Raw genomic sequence first — 26,256 nt, 5'->3', positions numbered from 1 at the left:
GCGGCCGGCCGGAGCCGGCGCCGGGCGGATGTCGGGACCGGGGATCGTTCGCCGCGTCCGTCGCGACGGATCAGCGATTGCTTCCGCCCGCGCTGCTGTTCGGCACCGTCTGCTCGGGCCGGCCGGCGTTGCCGCCCGCTGCCGAATTGTTCGTGATCGTATCGGCGCCCGTCGCCCCGCGGGAGATGGTCCGGGTCGGGCGGTTGCCGGTGCTGTTGGGCGCCGTGACCACCCCGATCCCACGTTTCTTCGGGCGAGACCGTGCGTCCGCGCTCGTGCCCATCTGCACCAGGACGAGGGACGACAGCGCCAAGACACAGGTCGAAAGCATGAACGTCTTCATGGCTGCTCCTATCATGGAATGAAGCAACGCCATGCAGCGTTCAAATGTTCATCCCCGACCTTGCGCGCCGAACGCTTGCTCGTGGCAGTCATCGCCCATGGCGTGCGACGTGGCGGATGCCCCCGGCCGCGTGGCGGGTCCACGTCCGCCACCGTCCGAACGGGTGACGAGAGGGCGGATGCGAGTAAACCGAGGCGGGACACATCACGAGCAACGGGAGAACGCATGAGCACGCCTGAACCGACACGCCATCTGCCCGAGAGCCATCCGGGGCTGCACTACATGGAGTTCATGGCTCACGTGAGCCGTGCCCGCGACAGCAAGCGCTATCTCGAAGTCGGCGTCAGTCAGGGACACCTCATGTCCCAGATCCACACCCGAACGGCCATTGGCGTCGACCCGTCGTTCGACATCACCTTCAATGTTTCGCACGGCAAGACGATCGTGACCCTGGTCCAGGTGCCGAGCGACACCTTCTTTGCGGAGTACGATTACGCAGCTCTGGCCGGCGGTCCGCCCGATCTCATTTTCCTCGACGGCATGCATACCTTCGAGTACCTGCTGCGGGATTTCTTCAACGCCGAAGCCATCGCGTCGGATCGGACGTTGATCGTCCTGCACGATTGCCTGCCCCTCAATGCGGAAATGGCGGAGCGGAACGCCAAGGTGTCCGCCCAGCTCGGGGTGAACACCCGCTTCCCCTATCATTGGACCGGGGATGTCTGGAAGATCATTCCCATCCTGCAGACGTACCGGCCCGACCTTCGCCTCGTCTACGTCGACTGTCCTCCGACGGGCTTGGTCTGTGTCACGAACCTGAATCCTGCCTCGAAGACGCTTAAGACCCAGTACTTCGCGATCGTCGATGCGTTCAGGGCGCTCGGCAACGATCTCCCGGCGATCGATAACTTGTACGGCACCATCGACATCACGCCGTCGTCGCGGATCACCAACGATCACGACCTGACGCTCTACTTCGGGGGCTGACGGCGAAAAGCCCGCCCGGCTTTTGGCCGGACGGGCTCGGGTCCGAGACCCAACAGGTGATCGGGCGCGGATCTCGGTGACCTCGCCGCAAAGTTGGCACGATCCCGGCGCGGATCGCAGCAACAATCCAGCAACAGATCCGAAAAACCGACCCGGCCGGGTCTGTGCCGTGCCGTGATCTTGGGGAAAAGCTCCGCCCCTGGGCGCCTCCCCTCGCCGGGGAAAGCAGTGAACGGCCCCGTTCAGTCGCGCTCAGCGCGATGTTCCGGGGCGCCCGAGCGCCGAACTCGGCCGAGCGTCCCAGTCTCGGCGCGGGCGATATCCCTACAAACAGGAGCGGTTCTCGGGCAGTGATGATTCAATTCAGTCGAATTTTATGCATTCGGCAATGAACTCCTAACGAAGCAAAGCTGATCCCTGATTAGACTAGTTGAACATTTCTACTCCTGCGCGTTATGTTCTCGCGTCGCTGGAGAAAGACAATGGCTTACCCTTCACTGCTCGACTCGCTTGGCCTCGCCGGAGCGCTGAAAACCCCCGTGGCCGATGTCGCCGCCTCGATCGGCGTCGGCCAACTCCTGAACGTCGATGGGAAACTCGCTCTGCTGGGCCCCAACGGCGTCGTGTCGGCCGTCGCCGATGTGGGGCTCCTCACCGGAGGCGAAGGGTCCGACGTGCTGTCCGTCGTCACGGGGACGGTTGGGTCCCTGCTCGGTCTCGGGGGCGACGACATCCTCAACGGCGGCCCGGGCGACGATACGCTCGACGGTGGATCGGGCAACGACAAGATCTACGGCGGACCCGGCAACGATCAACTCTTCGGCCGAACCGGTGACGATACCATCGAGGGCGGACCGGGAGACGATCAGCTCTACGGCGGCCAGGGGTCGGACTTGATTTCGGGCCAGGATGGCAACGACGTGATCTACGGCGGCGATGGACAGGCCGACCCGACCGACGCAGCGGATATCATCGACGGCGGCGCCGGAAACGACTCGGTCTTCGCGAACGGAGGAAACGACACCGTCTACGGTGGGGCCGGGCGCGACCTGATCTTCGGCGGCGTCGGGGACGACACCCTCTACGGCGGGACCGGCCCCGGCGACGTCACGGACGAAGCCGATGTGATCGTCGGCGGCGAGGGAAGCGACACGATCTACGGCAATGCCGGCGACGATCTGATCTTCGGCGGCACCGGTTTCGTCAATCCCGAAGACACCGCCGACGTGATCTTCGGCGGTCTCGGCAACGACACGATCTACGGCAATGGCGGAGCCGACCGGATCTTCGGCAATGAAGGCAACGATATCCTCATCGGCGGCAAGGGCGACGACATCCTGACGGGTGGATCGGGCGCGGATCGGTTCGTGACCTTTGCGGGCGACAACGCCAATACGATCCTGGATTTCAACGCTGCGGAAGGCGACCGGCTCGATTTCGCCGGCCAGGCCTTCAATGCCATCGCGACGTCGGCCGGAACCCAGGTCGTGTTCGAGGATGGTGGCAGCCTGCTGCTGGTCGGGGTGAGTGGGTTCAGCTACGATTTCTTCGCCTAAGGGTTGAGCGGCTACCCGGAGGGTCGGCGGGGGCATCGCGTCCCGCCGTAATCCTGCCGAATGCGGACCGCCGTCGCGCGTCGTGATCCGGCCGGATCGCGGCGCTCGATCCATGTCGGGCCATGCTCCCGACGAGCCGGGCGTCCCACCGGCAACGCGTTGGCCGATGTCGGGAGCGGTGCACTGATCCTCCCCCGCTTTCACGGACACCTTTGATACGCTCCTTGCGGGCTGGGAAGGTGTTTGAGGGCCAAGACGAGACGCGTTCACCCCCGAGTTCAAACGCGCGGCGGTGGCCCTGCTGGACAGCAGCGGCGGGCCGCAGATACAGATCGCAGCCGAGCTCGGGATCCAACCCTCGATGCTGAGGCCGTGGCGCTCGGCGCTGATGGGTGGCTCCCCACCACCGCGGAGAGCAGGGTCACCGGGAGCCGCGCCTGCGAGCCCGGTGGCGTCCCCCCTCCGACCAAGCCGCTGAGATCGCCCGTCTGCGGCGTGAACTCGACCGGACGCGCATGGAGCGCGACGTCCTAAAAAAAGCGATCGGCATCTTCGCGCAGATGCCCAAGTGACGTTTGCCTTCATCGAGCAGCATGCGAGCACCTGGCCGGTGCGTCTCATGTGCCGCGTGCTNAAAAAGCGATCGGCATCTTCGCGCAGATGCCCAAGTGACGTTTGCCTTCATCGAGCAGCATGCGAGCACCTGGCCGGTGCGTCTCATGTGCCGCGTGCTCGAAGTCTCCCCCAGCGGCGACTACGGCTGGCGGTCACGCCCCGAGAGCGCCCGGTCGGTGTCGAACCGTCAACGTCGAACCGTCAGCTCTTGGCCGACGTCCGGCGGATCCATGCCGGGCATCATAGGCGCTACGGCTCACCTCGGGTGCACGCGGCCTTGCGCGTGGAGGGCCGAACAGCCAGTCGCGGACGCGTGGAGCGCCTCATGCGCCGCCAAGGCATCCGGGCCCTGGCTGGGCGTCGGTTCCGGCCCTGCACGACCGACAGCCGTCACGATCTGCCGGTCGCACCCGACCTCCTCAAGCAGCTCTTCTCGGCTGCCCTGCCCAACACGGTCTGGCTGGCGGACATCACCGACCTGCCCACCGGCGAGGGCTGGCTCCACCTGGCCGCCATACTCGATCCCGCCACCCGCAAGAGCGTTGGTCGGTCCATGCGCGATCATATGCGGACCGAGCTGACATCGGCCGCCTTGACGATGGCCACCCAACGGCAGCGACCGGGGGCCGGCCTCATCTGTCACTCGGATCGCGGCAGCCAATACGCGGCAGAAGCCTACCGAAACCAGCTCGCCGACACGCGGGCGACACCCTCCATGAGCCGAACGGGCTGCTGTTGCGACAACGCCCCGATGGAGAGCTTCTTCCACACCCTCAAGGTCGAACTCGTCCACCAGCGCCGATGGGCGACCCGGGACGAGGCCCGACGCGACCTGTTCGCCTACATCGAAGGCTACGACAATCGGCAGCGCATCCACTCGGCCCTCGGTTACATCACACCCAAGCAGGCCGGGCGGAACGCGAGCTAAACCCACGTCCGTCGAAACGGGGGAGGATCAATTGCGAGCGCTTTGCCATCGGCAGGATCATAAGGCTCCGCCGCTGCCGATCGGTTGAGCTCACCGGAAGCTTACGACCGGACTTGGTCGCCTAGATTGCCATGGGTGTTCCCGAAAGCTGCCATCGGGCAACTTCGGCTCGGGGGTGGGAGCCGGACCCTGGCCCTTCGCCCGGAAGCGGACGTTCCGCCTCCAACCCGAATGCATCAGCCGGCGACGTCTGCGGACGCGACGCCCATCGCCTCCCGGCGGGCGAAAGCCCAGTCGATCAGCGCCTCGATGGATGGCCCGAGCGCAACCCCCATTGCGCTGAGAGCATACTCGACCTTCGGCGGCACCTGAGGGTAGACCGTCCGGGTGACGATGCCGTCCTTCTCCAACTCCTTGAGCTGCTGGATCAGCATCTTCTGGTTCACGCCCTCGATCCGCTTCTCCAGCTCCGAGAACCGTAGCGGCACCTTTGCGGCAAAGAGCTGGACGATGATGACGATCTTCCACTTGCCCTCCAGCACCCGCAGGGTCTCGCTGGTCGCCGCCGCCCACACGAGCTGCTGCTTCGGGTCCTCGCAGAACCAATCGCGCCCCGCATTCATCCTAACCTCCAGGTGGGCTACCCACCTTTTGGTAGGTTCTTGCTGATCCCTCTACCTACCCATAGTTCCCGCTGCATCGCAACCGACGCGTTCAGGGAACAGGGCATGAAGATCGGCATCATCGGTATCGGACACATCGGCAAGTCCCTGGTCACGAAGCTCAGCTCGGCCGGGCACGTTGTGAAGGTGGCCAACTCACGCGGTCCCGAGACCATCGGGGCCGACATACTCTCGTCGGGCGCCCGCGCCGTCACGGCACAGGATGCCGTCGCGGATGTCGACGTCGTCATCCTCTCCATCCCGCCGACCGGTATCCGGAAGATCACCCCTCTGATCCGGGCGATACCCGACAAGACCGTCGTCATCGACACCTCGAACTACTACCCGATGCGCGACGGGGCCATCGACGCCATAGAGGCGGGCCAGGTCGAGAGCCTGTGGGTCTCCGAGCAACTCGGACGGCCCATCGTCAAGGCCTGGAACGCCATCGGTTCGGGCTCGCTGGCCGAGAAGGGTTCACCCTCCGGAACGCCGGGACGCATCGCCATCCCGGTCGCGGCCGACCGCGAGGAAGACCGCCGCGTCGGCCTGCGTCTCGTTGAGGAGACCGGCTTCGACGCCTTCGACGCGGGGTCCCTGGCGGAGTCGTGGCGCCAGCAACCCGGGGCGCCGGGCTACTGCACGGATCTGACGCGTGACGAGATGCCAGGCGCACTCGCGGCAGCCGAAAGGGCCCGCCTGCCCAAGCGGCGCGACCTCGTGGTGGCGGTGGTCCAGGAGCGCGTCGGCGACGGCCGGACCAATCCGGACGCCGAGTTCGGCGTTCGCGTCGCGCGTGCGATCTGCCTCTGACATCTGACCGGTGCACGCAAGATAAGGAAACGACCCATGACCCGCGTTGTACGCTTTCACGAATACGGTTCCGCAGATGTGCTGCGAATCGAGGACATCGAGGTTCCCGGGCCTGCCGCCGATGAGGTGCAGATTGCGGTTCGCGCAATCGGCCTCAACCGTGCGGAGGTGATGTTCCGCAAGGGCGCCTACCTGCAGGAAGCGAACTTCCCCTCGCAGCTCGGCTACGAAGCCGCCGGTACGGTCAAGGCGACGGGCCGCGACGTGTCCGGGTTCGCCGAGGGCGATGCCGTCAGCGTCATCCCGACCCTCGATATGTCGCGTTGGCCCACCTACGGCGAGGTCATCAACATTCCCGCGCGTTCCGTCGTGAAGCATCCGGCCGCCCTTTCGTTCGAGCAGGCCGCCGCGTCCTGGATGCAGTACGTCACCGCCTGGGGCGCGCTCATCGATCAGGCGAAACTCACCGCCGGCGATGTCGTCATCGTATCGGCGGCGTCGAGCAGCGTCGGCATCGCGGCGTTCCAGATCGCCCGCAGCGTCGGGGCGACGGTGATCGCGACCACCCGCACGAACGCCAAGGCGCAGGCGCTGCTCGATGCCGGCGCGCACCATGTGATCGCCACGGACGGGGGCGACCTGGCGGCGCGCGTGAAGGACATCACCGGGGGCAAGGGGGCCCGCGTAGTGTTCGATCCGATCGGTGGTCCTGCCATCGCGCAGTTTGCCGAAGTCATGGCCGTGGGCGGCATCCTCTTGGAGTACGGTGCCCTGAGCCGGGACGAGGGTCCGTTCCCGCAGTTCTCCGTGCTCGGCAAGAGCCTGACCCTGAAGGGATACCTCTACACCGAGATCGTCGGCGACGACGCGGCGCTTGCCCGTGCGAAGGCCTTCATCCTGGCGGGACTGGAAAGCGGCAAGCTCGATCCGCTGGTGTCGCGGACCTTCCCGTTCGACCGGATCCGGGAGGCGACCCAATTCCTCGAATCCAACGAGCAGATCGGCAAGATCGTCCTCACGCTCGATTGATGGCGCGGATGCCGGGTTCCCCGGAGTTCGGCATCGCATCCCTCGCCAGCGTTCGGCTGTCCCACCGCTGCACCACGGTGGTGAATGGCCTGACGCTGCATCGGTACTGGACGAATGCTCGCGCTGCCTGCCCAGATGAAGTCTGCCTGCCCGATGAAGGCGGCCTGCACGACGGGCAAGGAGCGGCGGGTGACGCGGTGGGAGCATGAAGACGTGCTATGGCGCTTCAGGTCCTGGCCTAAAATCTGACGCGCGGTCTCAACATTCTGGGAAGCCGCAAACTCTCGGCGGACGATCCCCCACCTGAGCGCGGGCTTCGATCGTCCGCCGAATAGGCCGGGAAGCCGTCCAGGGGAGCTCGAACCAAAACCAGCCGTTTCCCGACCGTAGGAACCCGTTCGACGCGATGAACACCCCCTGCTCGCCAGACCGGGACGTCACCCAACCGCAAAAGCCCTCACCTCCGGAATTTGACACGGCCTTGGACCCAACCCGGACGTTCAACAATGCCGTCGCATCGCCCGGAGCCTGCCATCCGAACTCGTGGCGAACGATTGACCGAGGCTGGCACGCCGTAGACGGTCCGGCACTCTCCGAGTTGTAAGGACCACGGAGCTGTAAGGAAAACGCGTGCGTGCCGAATGAACATTGTTGATGCGCATATCGCATCCTGGCGTAGTTCGCCCCTTGGCGAGCGGGCGACGGGAGAGGCGTGGGATATCGTGGCCAACGCGGCAGGTTTGGTCACAGGAATTCTGGCGACACTCGACGCGGATTACGAGATCGAGGGCGACATCGCCGTTCATCGCACGACCACGGTCGAGACCGGTGCCGTGATGAAGGGCCCCCTGATCGTCGGGCCAAATTGCCTTGTTGCAGCGGCATGCTTGATCAGGGGCGGATGCTGGATCGACAGCGACTGCATCGTGGGGCCCGGAGCTGAACTCAAGACGACCCTCATGTTCCGAGGGTCGAAGCTCGCTCATTTCAACTTCGTTGGGGACAGCATTCTCGGCAGTGATATCAATCTCGAAGCCGGCTCGATTATCGCGAATTACCGGAACGATTTGGCCGATCCTCGCCTCCGGATCAACTATAGCGGCAAGACGATAGAATCGGACACGCTGAAGTTCGGCGCGCTCGTCGGAGATGGGTGCCGCATCGGCGCGAACGCGGTTGTCGCCCCTGGTGCCATCCTTGCTCCCAGGACGCTCGTACCCCGCCTCGGATTGATCGATCAGCGCACACGCTCATGAGCGTCCCGAAAGCTAGCCGACGACGATCCAACCTCGGCGGACTCTGGCGTACGGAACGCTCATCCCCTTGGGCCGAAGAGGATCACGGCCATGCCTGCGACGCAGATAGCCCCGCCGCTCAAGTCCCAGCGGTCGGGCTGATGTCCCTCGGCAAGCCAGAGCCACAAGATCGAGGCTGCGATGTAGATGCCGCCGTAGGCGGCGTAAGTGCGCCCGGCCGCCTCGCTATCGACCAGTGTCAGCAAGTAGGCGAACAGCCCGAGCGAGACCATTCCCGGCGCGATCCACCACACCGACTTGTCGAGGCGCAGCCAAGCCCAGAAGGCGAAGCACCCGGCGATTTCAGCGAGCGCTGCGCCCGCGTAAGCGAAGAACGTGACCATACCGCCTTCTCACAGATCGTCCCGGTAAGCGGTAGGTCCGCTTTCCACCCGACCGGTCGCAGAGTGGACGGACGGGTCCCGACCCGACCCAGTCGTTCGGGTTATCTGACCCGACGCCCGGGAGCGGACGCTGAGCGAGACACCGCCTGTCCGCCATGGATCGCGGCGCTCCACAAGCGGTCGCGCTTACTTGCCGCCCGTCACGTCGAGGAAGGTACCGGTGACGAACGAGGCCTCTGGGCCAGCCAGAGGATCGCTCGCGCGACCTCCTCGGGCTCGCCACCCCCTCCCATTGGAATGCTGTCCTTCACGCGATCCACGCGCCCGGCTTCGCCGCCGCTCGCGTGCATCTTGGTGTAGATGTGGCCGGGCCCCACGCAGTTCCTCCGAATGCCATCGCGCGCGACCTCCTTTGCGAAGACGATCGCCATGGTCTCGACTGCGCCCTTTGAGGACGCGTAGTCCACGGACTCGCTGGGACTGCCGAGGCGAGCGGAGGCCGAGGAGACATTGACCACCGCGCCCCCACGCCCGCCATGGCGATGCGACATGCGCTTCACGGCTTGCTGCGCGCAGAGGATCGGGCCGATTGCATTCACTGAGAAGACGCGCCGCAGGCGCTCATGGTCCAGGTCTTCGAAGCGAGATGGTCGTGCGATCATGGCGGAATTGTCGACGAGGACATCGAGCCCACCGAACCGGCGGTCGACGCGGTCGAACATCCGCGAGACCTCGGCGGGATCGGCGCTGTCGGCTCGTACGGCGATCGCGCCTCGACGCTCCATCTCGATCGCAGCGCTCAGGTCCTCAGCCGCCGCGTCGTTCGACAGGTAGCTGAAGGCGACGTCGTAGCCGCGCCGTGCCGCAAGACGCACGGTCGCGGTCCCGATGCCACGGCGGCCGCCGGTGATCGGCATCACGGGTGCAGTTCGTGCGGCGTCAGGTGCGTCAGAGGCATCCGAGCGGTCGCCATCGGTGGCATCGGGATTTTGAACGGAGTTCATGGTTTCCGCGCGAGGTGCGGCGACAGAACGAGCATGATCGGGACGACGGCGAAGGCCGTGGCCGCGGCCGCGACGGCGGCCCAGCGCGGTCCGACCGCATCGCCCAGCGGGCCGTAGAGCAGGGGCGTCGCGACCGCGCTGCCGCCGAGCGTCCAAGTATAGAAGACCGCGAAGGCGCGCTCGACGCGACCGTGCGGCGCGAGTTCCGGCACGGTGCCGTAGAGCACGGAGGACGTTCCGTTCAGCATCAGGCCGAGGAGGGGCAGCACCGCGAGGGTTGGGGCGAGCGGGAGCGCGACGACCAGCAGGATCGCCACCGCCGTGCCCGCCTCGGAGAGGATCACGCAGCGCGTCACCCCGAAGCGCTCCCCGAGCCGGCCGAAGATCGCCTTGCCCAGCGCACCGCCGACGGCCGCGAGGCCGAACGCGACGCCCACCGTCGCCAGGACCGCCCCCTTCTCCTGCAGCAGGAACGGCAGGTAGAGGAGAAAAGCCGGGCGGGCGGCATTGTCGAGCATGCCGACGGCGACGAGGAGCCCGAAGCCGGTCCGGTCCGTCGAGCCGGCGCCGGGCACGGCCGCGTGCGGGCGCGCCGGCGCTTCCTCGCGCGGGACGGGCTCGCGGGGCAGCAGGGTGGCGACCCCGAATGCGACGACGACCCCGAGGCCGGCGGCGAGCCAGAGCACGAGGCGCCAGTCGAGGTGGGTGAGGAGAAGCCCGGCGAGTGCGGGCAGCGCCGCCTTTCCGAGATCGCCGGCGAAGTTGTAGGTGCCGAGCGGCCCCCTCGCCCCCGTCCCATAGGTCCGGGCGATCACCGCCGAGGCGAGGGGATGCTGGGTGCTGCTGCCCGCGCCGGAGAGCGCCAGGGCGACGCAGAGGCCGGTGACACCGCCCGAGGCGCCGGCCAGCGCGTAGCCGCCCGCACCCAGCAACGTGCCGAGAACCAGAACCGCGCGCGCCCCGAGCGTCCGGGCCAGGGCCGTGGCGGGCATCTGCAGGCCGGCCAGCGCGCCGACATAGAGCGAGCGCACCAGCGCAAGGGCGACGTAGCCGAGGCCGAACTCCACCTGCCAGACCGGCAGCAGCACGTAGATCAGGTCCGTGTAGCCGTCGTGCAGGGCGTGATTGACGCCGATCGTCGCGAGGGTGCGCGTCCGCCGGGGCGCGCGGGTGTCGCCCGCCCCATCCGTCGCGCCCGTGGCCCGCCCGTCCGGTTCCGCCGTGGTCGTCGTCATCGCTCATCCTTCCACAGCCACCCGCCGCCGACGCCGTAACGGCTACACCCGTGAGGATCCGGCGATGAGGACCGTTCGACTCACGCGACCCGTGCGCTAAGCTCACGGATGCGAGCCCGGAGGTCCGATGCGCCGTCTTCCACCCCTCCATGCGCTGCGCGTCTTCGAGGTCGCCGCCCGGGCCGGCAGCCACGCCGCCGCGGCGGCCGAACTCGGGCTGACCCACGGGGCCGTCAGCCGTCAGGTCGCCGTGCTCGAGGCGTGGTTCGGCCAGCGTCTGTTCGTGCGGGTCGGGCGCAGAAGCGTCCCGACGCCCGCGGCCCGGGCCTTCGCGGAAGCGGTCAGCCTCACCTTCGACAGGCTCGACGCGGCGGCCGAGATCTGCGGCCGGCCCCTCGCGCCGCGGACCCTGCGGGTGAACACGCCCACGACCTTCGCCATGCGTTGGCTGATCCCGCGCCTGGACGGCTTCCACGCGGCGCGGCCGGAGGCGGAGGTGGTCGTCACGACGACCACGACCCTGCACAACGCCCTGCGCGGCGGCTTCGACCTCGCGGTCCGGCGCGAGCCGCGCCTCGGAACGGGAGCGCACCATCCCTGGGGCGCCTACCGTGCTGTCCCCTTCCTGCGGGAGGCCAACACCCTGGTGGCGAGCCCCACCCTGCTCGCGGCCCGCCCCCTGCGCACACCGCACGACCTCGAAGGCGCCACGCTGCTGACGAGCGAGACGCGTCCGGGTGACTGGAGCGACTGGCTCGCCGCCGCCGGCCTCTCCCCCGATACGGGCAGCCGCCGGACGTTCGACCATTATTTCGTCGCCCTGCAGGCGACGGCGGACGGGCTCGGCTACGGCCTCGGGCCCCTGCCCGTCCTGTCCGGCGACCTGGCGACCGGACGGCTCGTCGCCCCGTTCCCGGAGATCGTCGTCCCGCGCCCCGGCTACGTGGCCCTCGTCCCGAACGACGCGGACAAGACGTCGACCCTCACGGCATTCGTCGACTGGCTCGTCGCCACGGGCGCGCAATGAGATCGGACAACCATCGGGCCGAGCCGGAGACGGCTTCATCTCCTTGCAAAAAGGGCATCTGCGTTCGGCACACTAACCGATCGGTGCGTGAAGTAGCCCCCTCGCGTTCCCTGAGCGAACGCCCGTTCCTGCGACACAGCCTCTCGAGAGCGGACCGACAAGAATCCGCCCGAATTGGTCGTGGAGCGGACGGACAGGCCCGTCCCGAAGCTGGCGTCGGCGTCCCTGAAAGACGGCACAGACCGATCGCCGGGTGGAGCGGTGCTGGCCCGCGCCGGATCGGCGGGCGCAGCCCGGGCGGAAGGGGATGCGGCGCGCCGACCACGCGCGGCCCCGACACCGCCACCTTGGAATGCCTCGCATAAAGACATCTTTATGTCTTGATTGCCTCGCATCCCGTCCCCTGCTATAGCCCCCGCCAACACGCAGCAGAGAGACGGAACCCCCATGGCCCAGGATTACATCGTCAAGGACATCGCGCTGGCCGAGTACGGTCGCAAGGAGATCTCCATCGCCGAGACCGAGATGCCCGGCCTCATGGCGACGCGCGAGGAGTACGGCGCGAGCCAGCCCCTGAAGGGCGCCAAGATCGCCGGCTCGCTCCATATGACGATCCAGACGGCCGTGCTCATCGAGACCCTGGCGGCGCTCGGCGCCGACATCCGCTGGGTCTCGTGCAACATCTACTCGACCCAGGACCACGCCGCCGCCGCCATCGCGGCCGCCGGCATCCCGGTCTTCGCCATCAAGGGCGAGACCCTGGAGGAGTACTGGGACTACACGTCGAAGCTGTTCGACTGGCACGGCGGCGGCATGCCGAACATGATCCTCGACGACGGCGGCGACGCCACCATGTTCGTGCACCTCGGCCTGCGCGCCGAGAACGGCGACACCGCCTTCCTCGACAAGCCCGAATCGGAAGAGGAAGAGATCTTCTTCGCCCTGCTAAAGAAGAAGCTCGCCGAGAAGCCCAAGGGCTGGTTCGCCGGCCTCGCCGATTCGATCAAGGGCGTCTCGGAAGAGACCACCACGGGCGTGCACCGCCTCTACAACCTCGCCAAGGAGGGCAAGCTGCTCTTCCCGGCCATCAACGTGAACGACGCCGTCACCAAGTCGAAGTTCGACAACCTCTACGGCTGCCGCGAGTCGCTGGTGGACGGCATCCGCCGCGGCACCGACGTGATGATGGCCGGCAAGGTCGCCATGGTCGCGGGCTTCGGCGACGTCGGCAAGGGCTCGGCCTCGTCGCTCCGTCACGCCGGCTGTCGCGTGCTGGTGTCGGAGGTCGATCCGATCTGCGCCCTCCAGGCCGCCATGGAAGGCTACGAGGTCGTCACCATGGAAGACGCCGCGCCCCGCGCCGACATCTTCGTGACGGCGACGGGCAACAAGGACATCATCACCCTCGACCACATGCGGGCGATGAAGGACCGGGCCATCGTCTGCAACATCGGCCACTTCGACAACGAGATCCAGGTCGCGGGTCTCAAGAACCTCAAGTGGTCCAACATCAAGCCGCAGGTGGACGAGATCACCTTCGCGGACGGCCACCGCATCATCCTCCTGTCGGAGGGCCGCCTGGTGAACCTCGGCAACGCCACCGGCCACCCGTCCTTCGTGATGTCGGCCTCGTTCACCAACCAGACGCTCGCCCAGATCGAGCTCTGGACCAACCCGGGCAAGTACGACAAGCAGGTCTACACCCTGCCGAAAGCCCTCGACGAGAAGGTGGCGCTCCTCCACCTCGAGAAGATCGGCGTGAAGCTCTCGAAGCTCAGCCCCGAGCAGGCCGCCTATATTGGCGTCGCCGAGACCGGCCCGTTCAAGCCCGACCACTACCGCTACTGAGTCGGACGGCGCCCCCGTGCGGGGGCGCCCCCATCCCTCGCGGTTTCGTGAAAAAGCCCGGCTTTCCGCCGGGCTTTTTTCATGCCCGCCCCTCCGCGCCCGGCCGCCCGAGCTTGACCGTACTGTGACTTTTCTGCGGCCTCGGCGGCCCGCGTGCCCGAAACCGGATAAGTCCGGCTTAACCCTCTTCCGGGAGGATTCCGCCTCGCGCTAGTGTGGGGTCGATTCCTCAGGTGGGGTGATCCGCCGACGCCCTCCGGGGCCGGCGGGGAAGCGGTCGCGATGCGCGGCGCGTCAGGGATTCTTGGGGGCGGACCGGATCATGAGGGTCGATCGAACGGCGCGCGCCGTGGTGTGCGCCGGTGCTGTCGTCGTCGCAACCGCCGGTGGAACGGCGCAGGCCGCCGGTCCCGGAACGGACCCGTCCGCCTGGACGAGCGGCCTCGGACCGCATACCCACAACGCCGCCGGCCTCGCGATCCTCATCGGGCTGACGGTGTTCTCCACCATCCTCGCCCTGCTCCACATGCGCGAGCGCGCCCGCTGGAGCGCCCGGGAGGCCGAGCTCACCCACGAACTCACCCACCTTCGCGGCGCCCACGATCGCGCCGAAATGCTGCTGAATTCCGAGCGTCAGGTCATCGTCACCTGGACCGGGCGCGGCCCCGGACTCGTCGAGGGCGACACCGGCCTCGCCCTCGACGGACGGCGCGTCGCGGCCGACGATCCGGCGTACCTGCTCCAGTTCGGCACCTGGCTCCAGCCCTCCGACGCCCGCGACCTCGCCGCCGCCATCGAGGGCCTGCGCGCCCGCGGCACCGGCTTTCGCCTCAGCCTGCGCACCCAGGACGGCCGCTTCGTCGAGGCGCAGGGTCAGGCGCTCGCCGGCCGCGCCCTCCTGCGGTTGCGCGAGACCACGGAAGAACGCCGTGAACTTATAGACTTGCGCCTCACCCTCGAGGAGGCGCGGCGCGGCCTCTCGGCGCTGGGCGGCCTCCTCGACGCGATTCCCCAGCCCCTGTGGCGGCGCAACCGCGACGGGGCGCTGGCCTGGGTCAACACCGCCTACGTGGCGGCCGTGGAAGCGGACAGCCGCGAGGCGGCGCTCGGCCTCGAACTCCTCGACCGGCAGGCCCGCGACCTCATCGCCCGCGACGACGGAGCCCGGACCCCCACCGGCGCCCGCCCCGCCCTGCGCCTCTCCGCCGTGGTCGCCGGCGGCCTGCGCATCCTCGACGTGACGGAGAGCGCGGTGGAGGCCGGGCGCGTCGGCATCGCCGTCGACGTGTCCGAACTGGAGAGCGTGCGCGCCGACCTCCAGCGCCAGATGGACGCCAACGTCCGCACCCTCGACCAGCTGCCCACGGCGGTGGCGATGTTCGACGCCCGCCAGCGCCTGATCTTCCACAACGCCGCCTACCGCCAGCTCTGGGACCTCGACCAGGCCTTCCTCGAGGCCCGGCCCCTCGACGGCGAGATCCTCGACCGCCTGCGCGCGTCGCGAAAACTGCCCGAGCAGGCCGATTTCAAGTCGTGGAAGGCCGACGTGCTCGCCGCCTACCGCGCCGTGGAGGCCAGCGAGGCGTGGTGGTACCTGCCCGACGGCCGGTCCCTGCGCGTTGTCGCCGATCCCAATCCGCAGGGCGGCCTGACCTACCTGTTCGACGACGTCTCGGAGAACATGAAGCTCGAATCGCGCTACAACGCGCTCATGCGGGTCCAGGCCGAGACCCTCGACACCCTGAAGGAGCCCGTGGCGGTGTTCGGCGCCGACGGCCGCCTCACCTTCGCCAACCGCGCCTTCGCCACCCTGTGGCGCCTCGACGCCGCGACCCTGTCCGAGCGCCCCCGCGTCGATGCGGTGATCGAGGCCTGCCGCGCCCTCTCGCCCGACGAGGAGCCCTGGCTCGACATCCGCGGTGCCATCACGGGCCTGGAGAGCCGCTCCGGCCTGACCTGTCGCCTGGAAGTGGTGGACGGCACCGTCCTCGATTGCGCCGCCCAGCCCCTGCCCGAGGGCGCCACCCTGCTCACCCTCATCGACGTCACCGCGAGCGTGAACGTCGAGCGGGCGTTGACCGACAAGAACGACGCCCTGGAGCGCACCTCGCAACTGCGCGACACCTTCGTGAACCACGTCTCCTACGAGCTGCGCTCCCCGCTCACCAACATCATCGGCTTCACCCAGCTTCTCGGCGACGAGACGGTGGGCGCCCTCAACGAGCGCCAGCGCGAGTATTCCGGCCACATCATGCGCTCCTCGGGCGCGCTTCTGGTGATGATCAACGACATCCTCGATCTCGCCTCCATCGATGCCGGCTCCCTGGAGTTGTCGCGCGAGGTGGTCGATGTCCGCGCCACCGTCGAGGCGGCCGTGCGCGGTCTCGAGGATCGCCTCGCCGAGGCCGCCATCGTCCTCGACCTCGACGTACCCGAGGACATCGGCAGCTTCGTCGCCGACGGCAAGCGCGTGCGCCAGATCCTGTTCAACCTGCTGTCCAACGCGGTCGGTTTCTCCGCGCCGGGCCAGCCCGTCCGCGTCGAGGTCCGCCGCAGCGCCACCGAGCTGACCCTGGCCGTCGTCGATCACGGTCCGGGGATCCCCGAGGAGGTCGCCGCCCGGGTGTTCGACCGGTTCGAGAGCAACACCCTGGGGACGCGTCACCGCGGCGTCGGCCTCGGACTGTCCATCGTGCGCTCGTTCGTGGAGCTGCACGGCGGACGCGTCGCCCTCGAATCCGCCCCGGGCGTCGGCACCCGCGTCACCTGTACCTTCCCGATCGCCACCGGCACGACCCGCCGGGCGGCCGCCGAGTAGCGGGCACATCCGATTCGTAAGCCTTCCACGGGACCCTTCGGCCGTCCCGGGGTTTTGGTTAAGGATGCGCGTCTATGATGTTGGACGTCGTGCGGCCCCGCGACGGATCGCGGCCACGGTAGGAGTTGGGTGTTGAACGAGGACGGTGCGGACACGCTTCAGCGTGAGGCGAGATCGGCCTGGGAGATCATGCTTCCCGACGAGGGCGCCACCGAGGATCTCGGCCGCTTCCTGGCCGAACTGCTGGAGCCCGGCGACCTCGTCGCCCTGTCCGGGGGGCTCGGGGGCGGCAAGACCACCCTGGCACGCGCCCTCATTCGCGAGCTCGCCGGTACGCCCGACCTCGACGTGCCGAGCCCGACCTTCACCCTGATCCAGCCCTACGAGGCTGCGGGCGGACGCCAGATCGTCCATGCCGACCTCTACCGCCTGCGCAGCCCCGACGAACTCGTCGAACTCGGCTTCGACGAGATGACCGAGACGGCCATCACCCTGGTGGAATGGCCCGAGCGCCTCGGCCACCGTGAGGGACCGATCCTCACCGTGGATCTCTCCCTGCGGGCCGAGTTCGGCGACGGCGCGCGCTTTGCCCGGATCGACGGCTCAGGCGGCATGGCCGCCCGGCTGAAGCGGGCGCGGGCCCTGCGCATCCTGCTCGTGCGCAGCGGCTGGGACGAGGCCGTGCGCACCCCGATGCAGGGAGATGCCTCGTCGCGCGCCTACGAGCGGCTGATGAAGCCCGACGGGAGCCGCGCGGTGCTGATGGTGTCGCCGCCTCGCAGCGACGGCCCCCCCGTGCGCAACGGCAAACCCTACAGCGCCATCGTCAAGCTCGCCGAGAGCGTCCACGCATTCGTGGGCGTCGATCGCGGATTGCGGGCCCTCGGTTTTTCGGCCCCGCGCATCTACGGCGAGGATCTCGCTGAGGGCCTCCTCATCATCGAGGATCTCGGCTCCGAGCCGGTCACGGATGCGAGCGGCCCACGCCCCGAGCGCTACGCCGAAGCCGTCCGGCTCCTTGCCAAACTCCATGCCACGGAACTGCCCGGCGTGCTGCCGGTGGCGGACGGGATCGACCACGTCCTGCCGCCCTACGACCTCGAAGCCCTGGTGTTCGAGACCGAATTGCTGCCCGACTGGTACTGCCCGGCGATCCGGGGCGCGGACCTGCCCGGCCCGGCCCGCTCGGAATTCGTCGCGCTCTGGGCGGAGGTCCTGGGCAGCGTCATCCCTGAGCGGCCGACCTGGACCCTGCGTGATTATCACTCCCCGAATCTGATCTGGCTGCCCCAGCGTGAAGGTCTGGAGCGCATCGGCCTCATCGATTTCCAGGATGCCGTGCTCGGTCACCCGGCCTACGATCTCGCCTCCCTGCTCCAGGACGCTCGGGTCGACGCCACCGCCGAGTTCGAACTGCGCCTGCTCGGCCTCTACGTCCGCGAGCGCCGCAATCGCGAGCCGGACTTCGATATGCAGGGCTTCGCCCGCGCCTACGCGGTGCTGGCGGCGCAGCGCGCCACCAAGATCCTCGGCATCTTCGCCCGCCTCGACCGCCGCGACGGCAAGCCGGGCTATCTCGCCCACCTGCCGCGGATCGAAGGCTACCTTACCCGCAACCTCGCCCACCCGGCCCTGACCCGCTTGCGCCTCTGGCACATCGAGCACCTGCCCGATCTCGTACCGAAGGCCGCACCGGAGCCGGCGCCCGAGGAGGCCTGAGCCGATGGATCCGCGTCTCACCCTCGTTACCCTCGGCGTCGCGGATCTCGCCCGCGCGGTGAACTTCTACGAAGCGTTGGGCTGGACGCGCTCGGCCTACGCGTCGGAGGGCGTCGCCTTCTTCCAGCTCGGCGGCCTCGTCCTGTCCCTCTACCCCCGCGCGGCCCTGGCCGAGGATGCCGGCGTACCGCCGGACGGCAGCGGCTTTCGTGGCTTTGCGCTCGCCCACAACACCGCGAGTCGGGACGACGTCGACGCGGTGCTGGCGCATGCCGTGCGTGCCGGCGCCAGGTTGGTGAAGCCGGCTCAGGACACGTTCTGGGGCGGCTATTCGGGCTATTTCGCCGATCCCGACGGGGCGCTCTGGGAGGTGGCCTGGAACCCCGGCCTGCTTCCCCTGGCCGACGGCACGGTCCGACTGCCACCTTGACCCGGGGGACCGGATCGTCCTCATCGATTCCTCCCGCGCCCAGACGCGCCATGCGAGACCCCGCTGGAATGTCCGAAACGCCTCCCATCACCCGCGCCTTCGTCCTGGCCGCAGGCCTCGGCAAGCGCATGCGCCCGATCACCGCGACGGTGCCCAAACCCCTCGTCGAAGTGGCCGGGCGCGCCCTCCTCGACCATGCCCTCGACCGCGCGGCGGAAGGCGGGATCACCCAGGCCGTGGTCAACGTCCACTACCTCGCCGACCTCATCGAGGGGCATGTCGGCAAGCGCCGGACCGCGCCCGAGATCGTCGTCTCCGACGAGCGCGACCGGTTGCTGGAAACAGGCGGCGGCGTGAAGAAGGCCCTGCCGCTGCTCGGCGGCGATCCGTTCGTGGTCTTCAACGCGGATTCATTCTGGCTCGAAGGGCCTGACTCGAACCTCGGTCGCCTTGTCGCCGCGTGGTCGCCGCAGACCATGGACATCCTTCTCCTCGTCGCCCCCACGGCCACCAGCCTCGGCTACGAGGGGGCGGGCGATTTCGCCATGGGTTCGGGCGGTCGCCTCGAGCGGCGGGCCGAGCGCGAGGTTGCGCCCTTCATCTATGCCGGCGTCGCGATCCTGAAGCCCGGCTTGTTCGCGGACACGCCCGACGGCGCCTTCTCCCTCAACCTCCTGTTCGATCGCGCCATCGCGGCCGGCCGCCTCTACGGTCTGCGCCTCGATGGCCAATGGCTCCATGTCGGCACACCCGAGGCCATCGTCGCGGCCGAAGCCCGGGTGAAGGCCAGCGCGCCGGTGCCGTAGCGGGCTTCACGCCGCCGCATTGCAAGGGCCGGCCCCGGGTCTATGGTGACCGACGGTTTGCTGAGCGTTCCAACCGGTTGGAACGCGGAGCGAACGAGCCCGCGGCGTGAAGATCGACGGTGAATGACCTGACCCCCGTGCACGACGACGAATCGGCCGCGCCGTCCCACGTCTTCACGATTCCGCCCGGTGCGCCGTTCCTGCCGACGCTTGCCGACGCCCTGCTGTCGGGGCGGCTGGTGGGCGATCTCGGCGACGACCCCTTCGCGCTCGCCGCCGTGACTCTCTACCTGCCGACGCGCCGGGCGACGAAGGCACTCTCGGCGCTTCTGGCCCAGCGCCTGGGGCAGGCCGCCCTCCTGCCCCGGTTGATCCCGCTCGGAGAGGCCGACGAGGCCGAACTCGATCTCGCCACAACGCCGCTCCTCGAGAATGGACCGGATGTGCTCGCGCCCGCCATGCCGGCCCTGGAGCGCAGGCTGATCCTCGCCCGCCTCGTTCAGCAATGGGCGGAGGCCGTGGATCGCACCCTCCTGCCCATGGACGACGACGTGCCCTTCCTGGTGCCGTCCTCGCCCTCCGACGCCGTGGCGCTTGCGGCCGATCTCGAACGGTTGATGGATGCGCTCACCGTCGAGGGGCTGCCCTGGGAGGAGATCGCCGGCGCCGTCGAGGTCGAGTACTCGCGCTATTTCGGCCTGACCCTGAATTTCGTGAAGATCGCCGCCGAGCACTGGCCGAAGATCCTGGCCGATCGGCACATGAGCGACCCGGTGGCGCGTTCGCGCAGGCTCGTCGTCGCCGAGGCCGATCGCCTGCGCCGCGACCGCCCGTCCGACCCGGTGATCATCGCCGGGTCCACCGGCTCGGTCCCGGCGACCACCCGGCTCATCGCGGCGGTGGCCGGCCTGCCTCGAGGCGCCGTGGTGCTGCCGGGCCTCGACACCGACCTCGACGCGGCCGGGTGGGACGCCATCGAGACCGGCGCGGGGTTCTCGAAGACCATCGCCCACGGCCATCCGCAAGCGATCCTGCATCGGCTCCTCGGTCCCACCGGCCTCGACATGCCCCGCACTGCGGTCGTGGTCCTGGGCGAGCCCGGCACGGCGGCGCGCGCCCGCGCGGCGCTCCTCTCGCAGGCCCTGCGCCCGGCCGAGACCACGGAGGCGTGGGCCGACCTCGACGCGGACGCACGCCTGGCGCTGGGCGAGGCCGGCATGGCGGGCCTCGTCGTGATCGAGACCAACGACGAGCGCGAGGAGGCCCTGAGCATCGCCATCGCCCTGCGGGAAACCCTGGAGACACCCGGCGCCACCGCCGCCCTCGTCACGCCCGATCGGAACCTCGCCGTCCGGGTCGCGGCCGAGCTCGCCCGCTGGGGCATCGTCGCCGAGGATTCCGCCGGCGAAGCCCTGTCGTGCAGCCGGGCCGGGCGCCTCGCGCGCCTCGCCGCCGAGTGCGCCGCCGATCTATGCCCGCGCCGGATCATCACCCTCCTGGCCCATCCCTTCGTCCGGCTCGGCCTGCCCCGGGGCGACGTGGTGCGGGCCGCCGCCGCCTTGGAAATCGGTGCCCTGCGCGGCCCCGCCCCCGCGCCGGGCTTCGCCGGCCTGCACCGCGCGGTCGCCGATCAGCGGAGCGCCACCGGACGCCGCCCCCGGGCCAAGCGCCGCCTCGTCGATCAGGACTGGGACCTGGCGTCGGACATCCTCACCCGCCTGGAGGCCGCCTTCGCGGGCTTCCTACCGACCGACCACGACGGCGTCGGCAACCTCGTCGCCTACGCCGCCTGTCACCGTGCCACCGTCGAGGCACTGTTGGCCCAGCCGCCCGACGGGGCGCCCGAGCCCCTCGATGATGCGTCCCTCGACGTCCTGGACACCCTGTTCGACGATCTTGGAATGGCGGAGCCCGGCGACATGCCGGGCCACTTCACCGATTATCCGGCGTTCTTCACCGCACTGGCCGGCGAGCGGCCGGTGGCCTGCGGCGACGGACGTCCACACCCACGCCTGCGCATCCTCGGCCTCCTGGAGGCCCGCCTCATGAGCGTCGACCGCATCGTGCTCGGTGGCCTCGACGAAGGCGTGTGGCCCATGAAGACCGTCACCGACGCCTTCCTCAACCGGCCCATGCGCGAGCGCGTCGGCCTCAATCCGCCCGAGCGCCGCATCGGCCAGAGCGCCCACGACTTCGTCCAGGCTTTGGGCCATCGCGACGCCGTCATCACCCGGGCGGCCAAACGCGAGGGCGCGCCGACGGTGCCGTCGCGCTTCCTCCAGCGCCTGGCAGCCTTCGTCGGGGATGCGGGCTGGGAACGGGCGGTTGCGGGCGGCAGGCGGTTCACGGCCTACGCCGGCCACCTCGACCGCGGCGGCGGTCCCGTACCGCGCCTCGGACAGCCCAAGCCACGGCCGGACCCGGCCCTCTTCCCCCGGACCCTCAGCGTCACCGAGATCGAGACCCTGGTACGCGACCCCTACGTCATCTTCGCGCGGCACGTGCTCGGCCTCGACCCCCTGGAGCCGGTGGCGGCGCAGCCCGGTGCGAGCGAGCGCGGTACCCTGGTCCACGAGATCTTGGGAAAGTTCGCGCAGGCGTATCCGGAGGCCTTGCCCGAGCCCGACATCGCCCGTGATCGGCTCGGAGCCATCGCCGAGGATGAGTTCGCGACGATCTCCAAGACCTATCCGGCGCTCTATGCCGAATGGTGGCCGCGCTACGAGCGGCTCTCGACGCGGTTCCTCGATTGGGAGACCGCGCGCCGGGGCGGCCTCACCCGGGTGCACGGCGAGGTCTCGGGCAAGTGGCTGATTCCGCTGGGCAACGAGACCTTCACCCTGCGTGCCCGCGCCGACCGGATCGAACTCGGCCGCGACGGCACCGCCTGCATCGTCGACTACAAGACCGGCCAGCCGCCGAGCAACAAGGAGGTCTTCGCCGGATTCTCGCCCCAGCTCACCCTGGAGGCGGCCATGCTCATGCACGGCGCCTTCGACGGGCTGCCCCGGACGCCCGTCACGCCGGACCTCATCTACGTGTACGCGTCCGGCGGACGCAAACCGTTCGAGCCGCTCCCCGTGAAGCCCCCGAAGGGCGAGGACCGCGAGGTCGCCGCCATCGTGGCCGAGCACGAGGGCCGCCTGCGCGGTCTCCTCGCCCGCTTCCTCACCGGCGAGGCGGCCTACACCTCGCGCCCCTACCCGAAATTCGCCAAGTCCTACGGCGATTACGACCATCTCGCTCGGGTGCTCGAATGGTCGCTCGGTGGGGAGGAGGAAGCCTGATGACGGCGCATTCGCAAAGATCCTTCGTCGTCGACGATCTCACCCAGGCGTCGCAGCGCCGTGCCGCCGATCCGCGGGCGTCGGCCTGGGTCTCGGCCAATGCGGGGGCGGGCAAGACAAAGGTGCTCACCGACCGGGTGGTGCGCCTGCTGCTCGACGGCGCTCCTCCGGCGCGCATCCTGTGCCTCACCTTCACCAAGGCGGCGGCCGCCAACATGTCGATCCGGGTGTTCCGGGTGCTCGGCCGCTGGGTCACCCTCGATGCGGCCACCCTGACCCGTGAGCTGACGGCGCTCACCGGCGCGCCACCCTCGCGCGAGACGCTGCAGGTGGCACGCCGCCTGTTCGCCCGCGCCGTGGAGACGCCGGGCGGCCTCAAGATCGAAACCCTGCACGCCCTGTGCGAGCGCCTGCTGCACATGTTCCCGTTCGAGGCCAACGTACCGGCCCGCTTCGAGGTCTTGGACGACGATCACGCGGATGCGGCCTTCGCGGCCGCTGTGGATGCGGTCTACGCCGCGGCGATCTCGGCGCGCGCGGACCACGCCCTTTCGGCCGCATGGGCCATCGTCAGTGCCGAGGCGACGGGCGACACCCTCCGCCGCACCCTCCGTACCGCCATGCGTGCACGCGGCGTGCTCGCCGAACGCGGTGGGCTCGAACGGTCGTTCGCGGCGCTCGCCGGTGCCCTCGACCTGAAGGCGGGCGAGACCGTGGTGGATGTCGAAGCCCGCATTCTCGCGGGCGGCCTCGGCGATCTGACGGACTTCGCCGCCCGCCTGCGCACTGGCAAGTCCACGGACGAGGGACTGGCCGACAAGCTCCTCGAAGCCGAGGCGGCGGAGGGATCCGAGCGGCTCGGTGCGTACCGCGCCGTGTTCTTCACCAAGGACGGCAGTCCGAAGGCCGACCGGAGCCTGGGCACCAAGGCGGTGCCGGAGGAGGTTCGACAGGCCCTCATCGAGGAGCGCGACCGGATCGCCCCCCTCGACGATGCCCTGCGCAGCGCGCGCGCGCTGGAGCGCACGCGCGCGCTGTTCACCCTGGCGGTCGAGATCCACCGCCGGGTCGAGGCCGAGAAGGCGCGCCTCGGGGCCCTCGATTTCGACGACCTGATCCACAAGACCCTCGACCTCCTGGCCCGGGTCGATTCCGCCTGGGTGCTGTACAAGCTCGATCGCGGTGTCGATCACGTCCTCGTCGACGAGGCCCAGGACACCAATCCGCTTCAGTGGGAGATCCTGCGCCGGATCACCGCCGAGTTCGCCGCCGGCGAAGGCGCCCGCGACGTGGTGCGGACGCGTTTCGCCGTGGGCGATCCCAAACAGTCGATCTACAGCTTCCAGGGCGCCGAGCCCCGTGAGTTCGAGACCACCCGCAAGGAATGGATCAAGGCGGCGGCGGCGGCCGACCTACCCTTCGAGGACGTGCATCTCACCCTGTCGTTCCGCTCGACGCGCGGCGTCCTCGGAGCCGTCGACGCCACCTTCAAGATCCCCGAGCATTATGACGGGCTGTCCTTCGAGGACGCGGCCGTGGGCACCGTCCACTCGACGGCACGGGCCACCGCGCCCGGCGCCCTGGAACTCTGGCCGGTCGCCGAACCACAGCCCGAGGTCGAGCCCGATGCCTGGGCCGCGCCCGTCGATGCGCCCGAAGCCAGCGCTCCGGCGGTGGTCACCGCGCGTCGCGTTGCGCGGGCGGCCGCGACATGGACCACCGCGGGCGACGAGACCGGGCGGGTTTGGCGTCCCGGCGACATCCTCATCCTCGTGCGCAAGCGCTCCGTCGCCTTCGAGGAGGTGATCCGCGCCATGAAGGCGCTGGGCGTGCCCGTGGCCGGCCAGGATCGCCTCGACATCGCCGCCCACATCGCCGTCAACGACCTCGTGGCGGTGGGCCGCGCCGGACTGCTGCCCGCCGACGACCTGACGCTGGCGGGCGCCCTCAAGACACCTCTGGTCGGCTTCGACGACGACGATCTCGTGCGGATCGCCGCGCGGCGCGCCGGATCCGAGACCCTGGAGGACGCGCTGGCCCGCCATGCCGCCGCCGGCGACCCCGCGGCGATTCGGGGGCAGGACGCCTTGCGCCTGTGGATTCGCCTGGCCGGCTGCGAAGGCCCGTTCGGCTTCTACGCCGCCATCCTCGGTGCCCATGGGGGGCGCCGCGCCCTGGTCTCGCGGCTGGGCGGCGAGGCGGGCGACGCCATCGATGTGTTCCTTACGACCGCCGCCCAGGCGGAGCAGGCCGGCGAGGCGGCGTCGCTCGGCGGGTTCCTCGCCCGCTACGCCACGGTGCCGGGGCGGGGAGAGGCCGGACACACCGTGAAGCGCGACCTCGAATCGGGACGCGACGAGGTCCGGGTGATGACCGTTCACGGCGCCAAGGGCCTGGAAGCACCCTTGGTGGTGATCATCGACGGCAGCGAGCCGCTGGGCCGCAACGATCCCCCGCTTCTCACCCTCGGGGGGGGCCTGCCGCCGGTGTGGTCGAGCGCCAAGACCTACGACAGCGAACCCATCGGCGCGGCCCGGGCCAGCCTCCAGGCCCGGGCCCGCGAGGAGCACCACCGCCTGCTCTACGTCGCCATGACCCGGGCGGCGGACCGCCTCGTCGTCGCGCCCTATCGCGGCCATGATTCCGGGACCGAGACCCCCTGGTGCGAGATGATCCGGCGGGGCGTCGAGGCGGATATCGGACTAGGCACCACACTGGAACGGCCTTACGGCCCCGTCACCGTCTGGCACGAAGGCAGCACCGCTGTATCCCCGGCGGCGGTCGCGATCGTAGGGCCCCAGGCCGAGTCCGTACCCTCCTGGCTCGAAACCCCCGTCCCCGACGAGGCCGAGGCTCCTCCCCCCGTGAGCCCGTCCGGAGCCCTTGCGGCAGCCGATCCGAGGCGTGAGCCTGGACGGCGTCTCGGCGATGCGCAAGCGCGGCGCCGGGGCGTACTCATCCACTCGCTGATCGAGCATCTGCCGCGTCTCGATCCACGCAAACGCCGGGCCGCCGCGACCCGGTTCGTACATGCGCGTGCGCCGACCCTCGACGATGCGACGCGCAAAGCGATCGTCACCGCCACGATGCGGCTCTTCGATCATCCCGATCTGGAACCGCTCTTCGGCCACGGTGCGCGGGCGGAGGTGACCCTGTCCGGGCGCGTCGTGGTGCACGGGGTCGAGCGCCCAGTCTTCGGCCGGGTCGACCGCCTCGCCATTGGTCCCGATGCGGTGGTGGTGGCCGATTTCAAGACCGGTCGTGCCCCGGCCGAGGATGCACCCTTGCCGGAGGCCGAAACACGCCAGATCGCCCTCTATGCCGCGCTTCTCGCCCAGATCTTTCCGGGGCGGCGCATTGTGCCGATGCTGGTCTGGACTTCGGGACCGACCCTGCGTCACCTGTCCGCGGATGAACAGGCCATGGCCCTCGGCAAGATCGCGGCTTGAAGACGAGGCCGCTTGGACGCGACCGTCGATCGTCACGAGATCGTGGAGGTGGGGCCGACCG

Annotated in this window: 19 protein-coding genes and 1 pseudogene; 15 read left to right on the top strand and 5 right to left on the bottom strand. The window is 69.2% G+C overall.

The features are described 5' to 3' along the window. Positions 1-70: 70 nt before the first annotated feature. A complete protein-coding gene (locus ASF27_RS12460) occupies positions 71-343 on the bottom strand; it encodes a hypothetical protein (protein ID WP_056360544.1) in 273 nt (90 codons plus the stop codon). 300 nt (positions 344-643) lie between these two features. Between ASF27_RS12460 and ASF27_RS12455 the strand changes: the two genes are divergently transcribed. The 4 genes and pseudogenes from ASF27_RS12455 to ASF27_RS12445 all read left to right on the top strand — a co-directional run. Further along, on the top strand, positions 644-1,330 hold the full coding sequence (locus tag ASF27_RS12455; protein WP_156467514.1) for a class I SAM-dependent methyltransferase: 687 nt from the start codon (positions 644-646) through the stop codon (positions 1,328-1,330). Positions 1,331-1,812: 482 nt separating this feature from the next. Further along, positions 1,813-2,886: a calcium-binding protein gene (locus ASF27_RS12450; RefSeq protein ID WP_056360537.1), complete on the top strand. Its 1,074-nt coding sequence runs from the start codon at positions 1,813-1,815 to the stop codon at positions 2,884-2,886. A gap of 265 nt (positions 2,887-3,151) precedes the next feature. Then, a pseudogene (locus tag ASF27_RS23155) lies at positions 3,152-3,422 on the top strand (transposase); the annotation flags it as partial. Positions 3,423-3,520: 98 nt separating this feature from the next. Then, positions 3,521-4,429: IS3 family transposase (locus ASF27_RS12445; RefSeq protein WP_244481002.1), on the top strand; the 909-nt coding region annotated here is incomplete at its 5' end. Positions 4,430-4,665: 236 nt separating this feature from the next. Here ASF27_RS12445 and ASF27_RS12440 read toward each other — a convergent pair. Further along, entirely contained in the window at positions 4,666-5,052 is a 387-nt protein-coding gene (locus tag ASF27_RS12440) for a helix-turn-helix domain-containing protein (RefSeq protein WP_056360534.1), read from the bottom strand. Between the two features lie 105 nt (positions 5,053-5,157). Between ASF27_RS12440 and ASF27_RS12435 the strand changes: the two genes are divergently transcribed. From ASF27_RS12435 to ASF27_RS12425, 3 genes are all read left to right on the top strand, one after another. Next, complete coding sequence (locus ASF27_RS12435; protein WP_056360531.1) at positions 5,158-5,904, top strand: NAD(P)-binding domain-containing protein; 747 nt, start codon at positions 5,158-5,160, stop codon at positions 5,902-5,904. 36 nt (positions 5,905-5,940) lie between these two features. After that, positions 5,941-6,933, top strand: a complete 993-nt coding sequence (locus tag ASF27_RS12430) for a zinc-dependent alcohol dehydrogenase family protein (RefSeq protein ID WP_056360529.1) — start codon at positions 5,941-5,943, stop codon at positions 6,931-6,933. Positions 6,934-7,574: 641 nt separating this feature from the next. Beyond that, positions 7,575-8,189 carry an LpxA family transferase gene (locus ASF27_RS12425; protein ID WP_056360524.1) on the top strand — a complete coding sequence of 205 codons (615 nt, stop codon included), beginning with the start codon at positions 7,575-7,577 and terminating at the stop codon, positions 8,187-8,189. A 59-nt stretch (positions 8,190-8,248) separates the two neighbouring features. On the opposite strand, the gene ASF27_RS12420 is transcribed toward ASF27_RS12425, so the two are convergent. The 3 genes from ASF27_RS12420 to ASF27_RS12410 form a co-directional block, all read right to left on the bottom strand. Beyond that, positions 8,249-8,572: a YnfA family protein gene (locus ASF27_RS12420; protein WP_056360520.1), complete on the bottom strand. Its 324-nt coding sequence runs from the start codon at positions 8,570-8,572 to the stop codon at positions 8,249-8,251. Positions 8,573-8,772: 200 nt separating this feature from the next. Next, entirely contained in the window at positions 8,773-9,576 is an 804-nt protein-coding gene (locus ASF27_RS12415) for an SDR family oxidoreductase (RefSeq protein ID WP_347379635.1), read from the bottom strand. After that, on the bottom strand, positions 9,573-10,811 hold the full coding sequence (locus ASF27_RS12410; protein WP_056360517.1) for an MFS transporter: 1,239 nt from the start codon (positions 10,809-10,811) through the stop codon (positions 9,573-9,575). Before ASF27_RS12410 ends, ASF27_RS12415 begins: the two co-directional genes overlap by 4 nt. 127 nt (positions 10,812-10,938) lie before the next feature. On the opposite strand from ASF27_RS12410, the gene ASF27_RS12405 reads away from it, so the two are divergent. From ASF27_RS12405 to addA, 8 genes are all read left to right on the top strand, one after another. Beyond that, the gene (locus ASF27_RS12405; RefSeq protein ID WP_056360513.1) at positions 10,939-11,838 is read left to right on the top strand and encodes a LysR substrate-binding domain-containing protein; all 900 of its coding nucleotides are present in this window, start codon (positions 10,939-10,941) and stop codon (positions 11,836-11,838) included. A gap of 447 nt (positions 11,839-12,285) precedes the next feature. Then, entirely contained in the window at positions 12,286-13,686 is a 1,401-nt protein-coding gene (gene ahcY / locus ASF27_RS12400; protein ID WP_056176521.1) for an adenosylhomocysteinase, read from the top strand. Positions 13,687-14,008: 322 nt separating this feature from the next. Then, positions 14,009-16,504: a PAS domain-containing sensor histidine kinase gene (locus ASF27_RS12395; protein WP_056267991.1), complete on the top strand. Its 2,496-nt coding sequence runs from the start codon at positions 14,009-14,011 to the stop codon at positions 16,502-16,504. A gap of 189 nt (positions 16,505-16,693) precedes the next feature. Further along, positions 16,694-18,223 (top strand): tRNA (adenosine(37)-N6)-threonylcarbamoyltransferase complex ATPase subunit type 1 TsaE, encoded by a 1,530-nt coding sequence (gene tsaE, locus ASF27_RS12390; protein WP_056176965.1) that lies wholly within the window; start codon positions 16,694-16,696, stop codon positions 18,221-18,223. Positions 18,224-18,227: 4 nt separating this feature from the next. Next, a complete protein-coding gene (locus tag ASF27_RS12385) occupies positions 18,228-18,653 on the top strand; it encodes a VOC family protein (protein WP_056305520.1) in 426 nt (141 codons plus the stop codon). A 68-nt stretch (positions 18,654-18,721) separates the two neighbouring features. Further along, positions 18,722-19,459 carry a nucleotidyltransferase family protein gene (locus ASF27_RS12380; RefSeq protein WP_056267992.1) on the top strand — a complete coding sequence of 246 codons (738 nt, stop codon included), beginning with the start codon at positions 18,722-18,724 and terminating at the stop codon, positions 19,457-19,459. Between the two features lie 119 nt (positions 19,460-19,578). Then, positions 19,579-22,746 (top strand): double-strand break repair protein AddB, encoded by a 3,168-nt coding sequence (gene addB, locus ASF27_RS12375; protein WP_244481001.1) that lies wholly within the window; start codon positions 19,579-19,581, stop codon positions 22,744-22,746. After that, positions 22,746-26,195 (top strand): double-strand break repair helicase AddA, encoded by a 3,450-nt coding sequence (gene addA, locus ASF27_RS12370; RefSeq protein ID WP_056360510.1) that lies wholly within the window; start codon positions 22,746-22,748, stop codon positions 26,193-26,195. The genes addB and addA overlap by 1 nt, the downstream gene beginning before the upstream one ends. Positions 26,196-26,256: the final 61 nt, after the last annotated feature.

The sequence above is a fragment of the Methylobacterium sp. Leaf102 genome (assembly GCF_001422425.1).
Classification (GTDB): Bacteria; Pseudomonadota; Alphaproteobacteria; order Rhizobiales; family Beijerinckiaceae; genus Methylobacterium.
The sequence above is the reverse complement of the archived record's forward strand: the minus strand, read 5'-3'. Positions and strand labels throughout refer to the sequence as shown.

What these genes read in the sequence shown, in the direction of transcription:
- ASF27_RS12460 (WP_056360544.1), bottom strand. Translation starts at nt 343, where the DNA reads ATGAAGACGTTCATGCTTTCGACCTGTGTCTTGGCGCTGTCGTCCCTC.
- ASF27_RS12450 (WP_056360537.1), top strand. Translation starts at nt 1,813, where the DNA reads ATGGCTTACCCTTCACTGCTCGACTCGCTTGGCCTCGCCGGAGCGCTG.
- ASF27_RS12440 (WP_056360534.1), bottom strand. Translation starts at nt 5,052, where the DNA reads ATGAATGCGGGGCGCGATTGGTTCTGCGAGGACCCGAAGCAGCAGCTC.
- ASF27_RS12435 (WP_056360531.1), top strand. Translation starts at nt 5,158, where the DNA reads ATGAAGATCGGCATCATCGGTATCGGACACATCGGCAAGTCCCTGGTC.
- ASF27_RS12430 (WP_056360529.1), top strand. Translation starts at nt 5,941, where the DNA reads ATGACCCGCGTTGTACGCTTTCACGAATACGGTTCCGCAGATGTGCTG.
- ASF27_RS12425 (WP_056360524.1), top strand. Translation starts at nt 7,575, where the DNA reads ATGAACATTGTTGATGCGCATATCGCATCCTGGCGTAGTTCGCCCCTT.
- ASF27_RS12420 (WP_056360520.1), bottom strand. Translation starts at nt 8,572, where the DNA reads ATGGTCACGTTCTTCGCTTACGCGGGCGCAGCGCTCGCTGAAATCGCC.
- ASF27_RS12415 (WP_347379635.1), bottom strand. Translation starts at nt 9,576, where the DNA reads ATGAACTCCGTTCAAAATCCCGATGCCACCGATGGCGACCGCTCGGAT.
- ASF27_RS12410 (WP_056360517.1), bottom strand. Translation starts at nt 10,811, where the DNA reads ATGACGACGACCACGGCGGAACCGGACGGGCGGGCCACGGGCGCGACG.
- ASF27_RS12405 (WP_056360513.1), top strand. Translation starts at nt 10,939, where the DNA reads ATGCGCCGTCTTCCACCCCTCCATGCGCTGCGCGTCTTCGAGGTCGCC.
- ahcY (WP_056176521.1), top strand. Translation starts at nt 12,286, where the DNA reads ATGGCCCAGGATTACATCGTCAAGGACATCGCGCTGGCCGAGTACGGT.
- ASF27_RS12395 (WP_056267991.1), top strand. Translation starts at nt 14,009, where the DNA reads ATGAGGGTCGATCGAACGGCGCGCGCCGTGGTGTGCGCCGGTGCTGTC.
- tsaE (WP_056176965.1), top strand. Translation starts at nt 16,694, where the DNA reads ATGCTTCCCGACGAGGGCGCCACCGAGGATCTCGGCCGCTTCCTGGCC.
- ASF27_RS12385 (WP_056305520.1), top strand. Translation starts at nt 18,228, where the DNA reads ATGGATCCGCGTCTCACCCTCGTTACCCTCGGCGTCGCGGATCTCGCC.
- ASF27_RS12380 (WP_056267992.1), top strand. Translation starts at nt 18,722, where the DNA reads ATGTCCGAAACGCCTCCCATCACCCGCGCCTTCGTCCTGGCCGCAGGC.
- addA (WP_056360510.1), top strand. Translation starts at nt 22,746, where the DNA reads ATGACGGCGCATTCGCAAAGATCCTTCGTCGTCGACGATCTCACCCAG.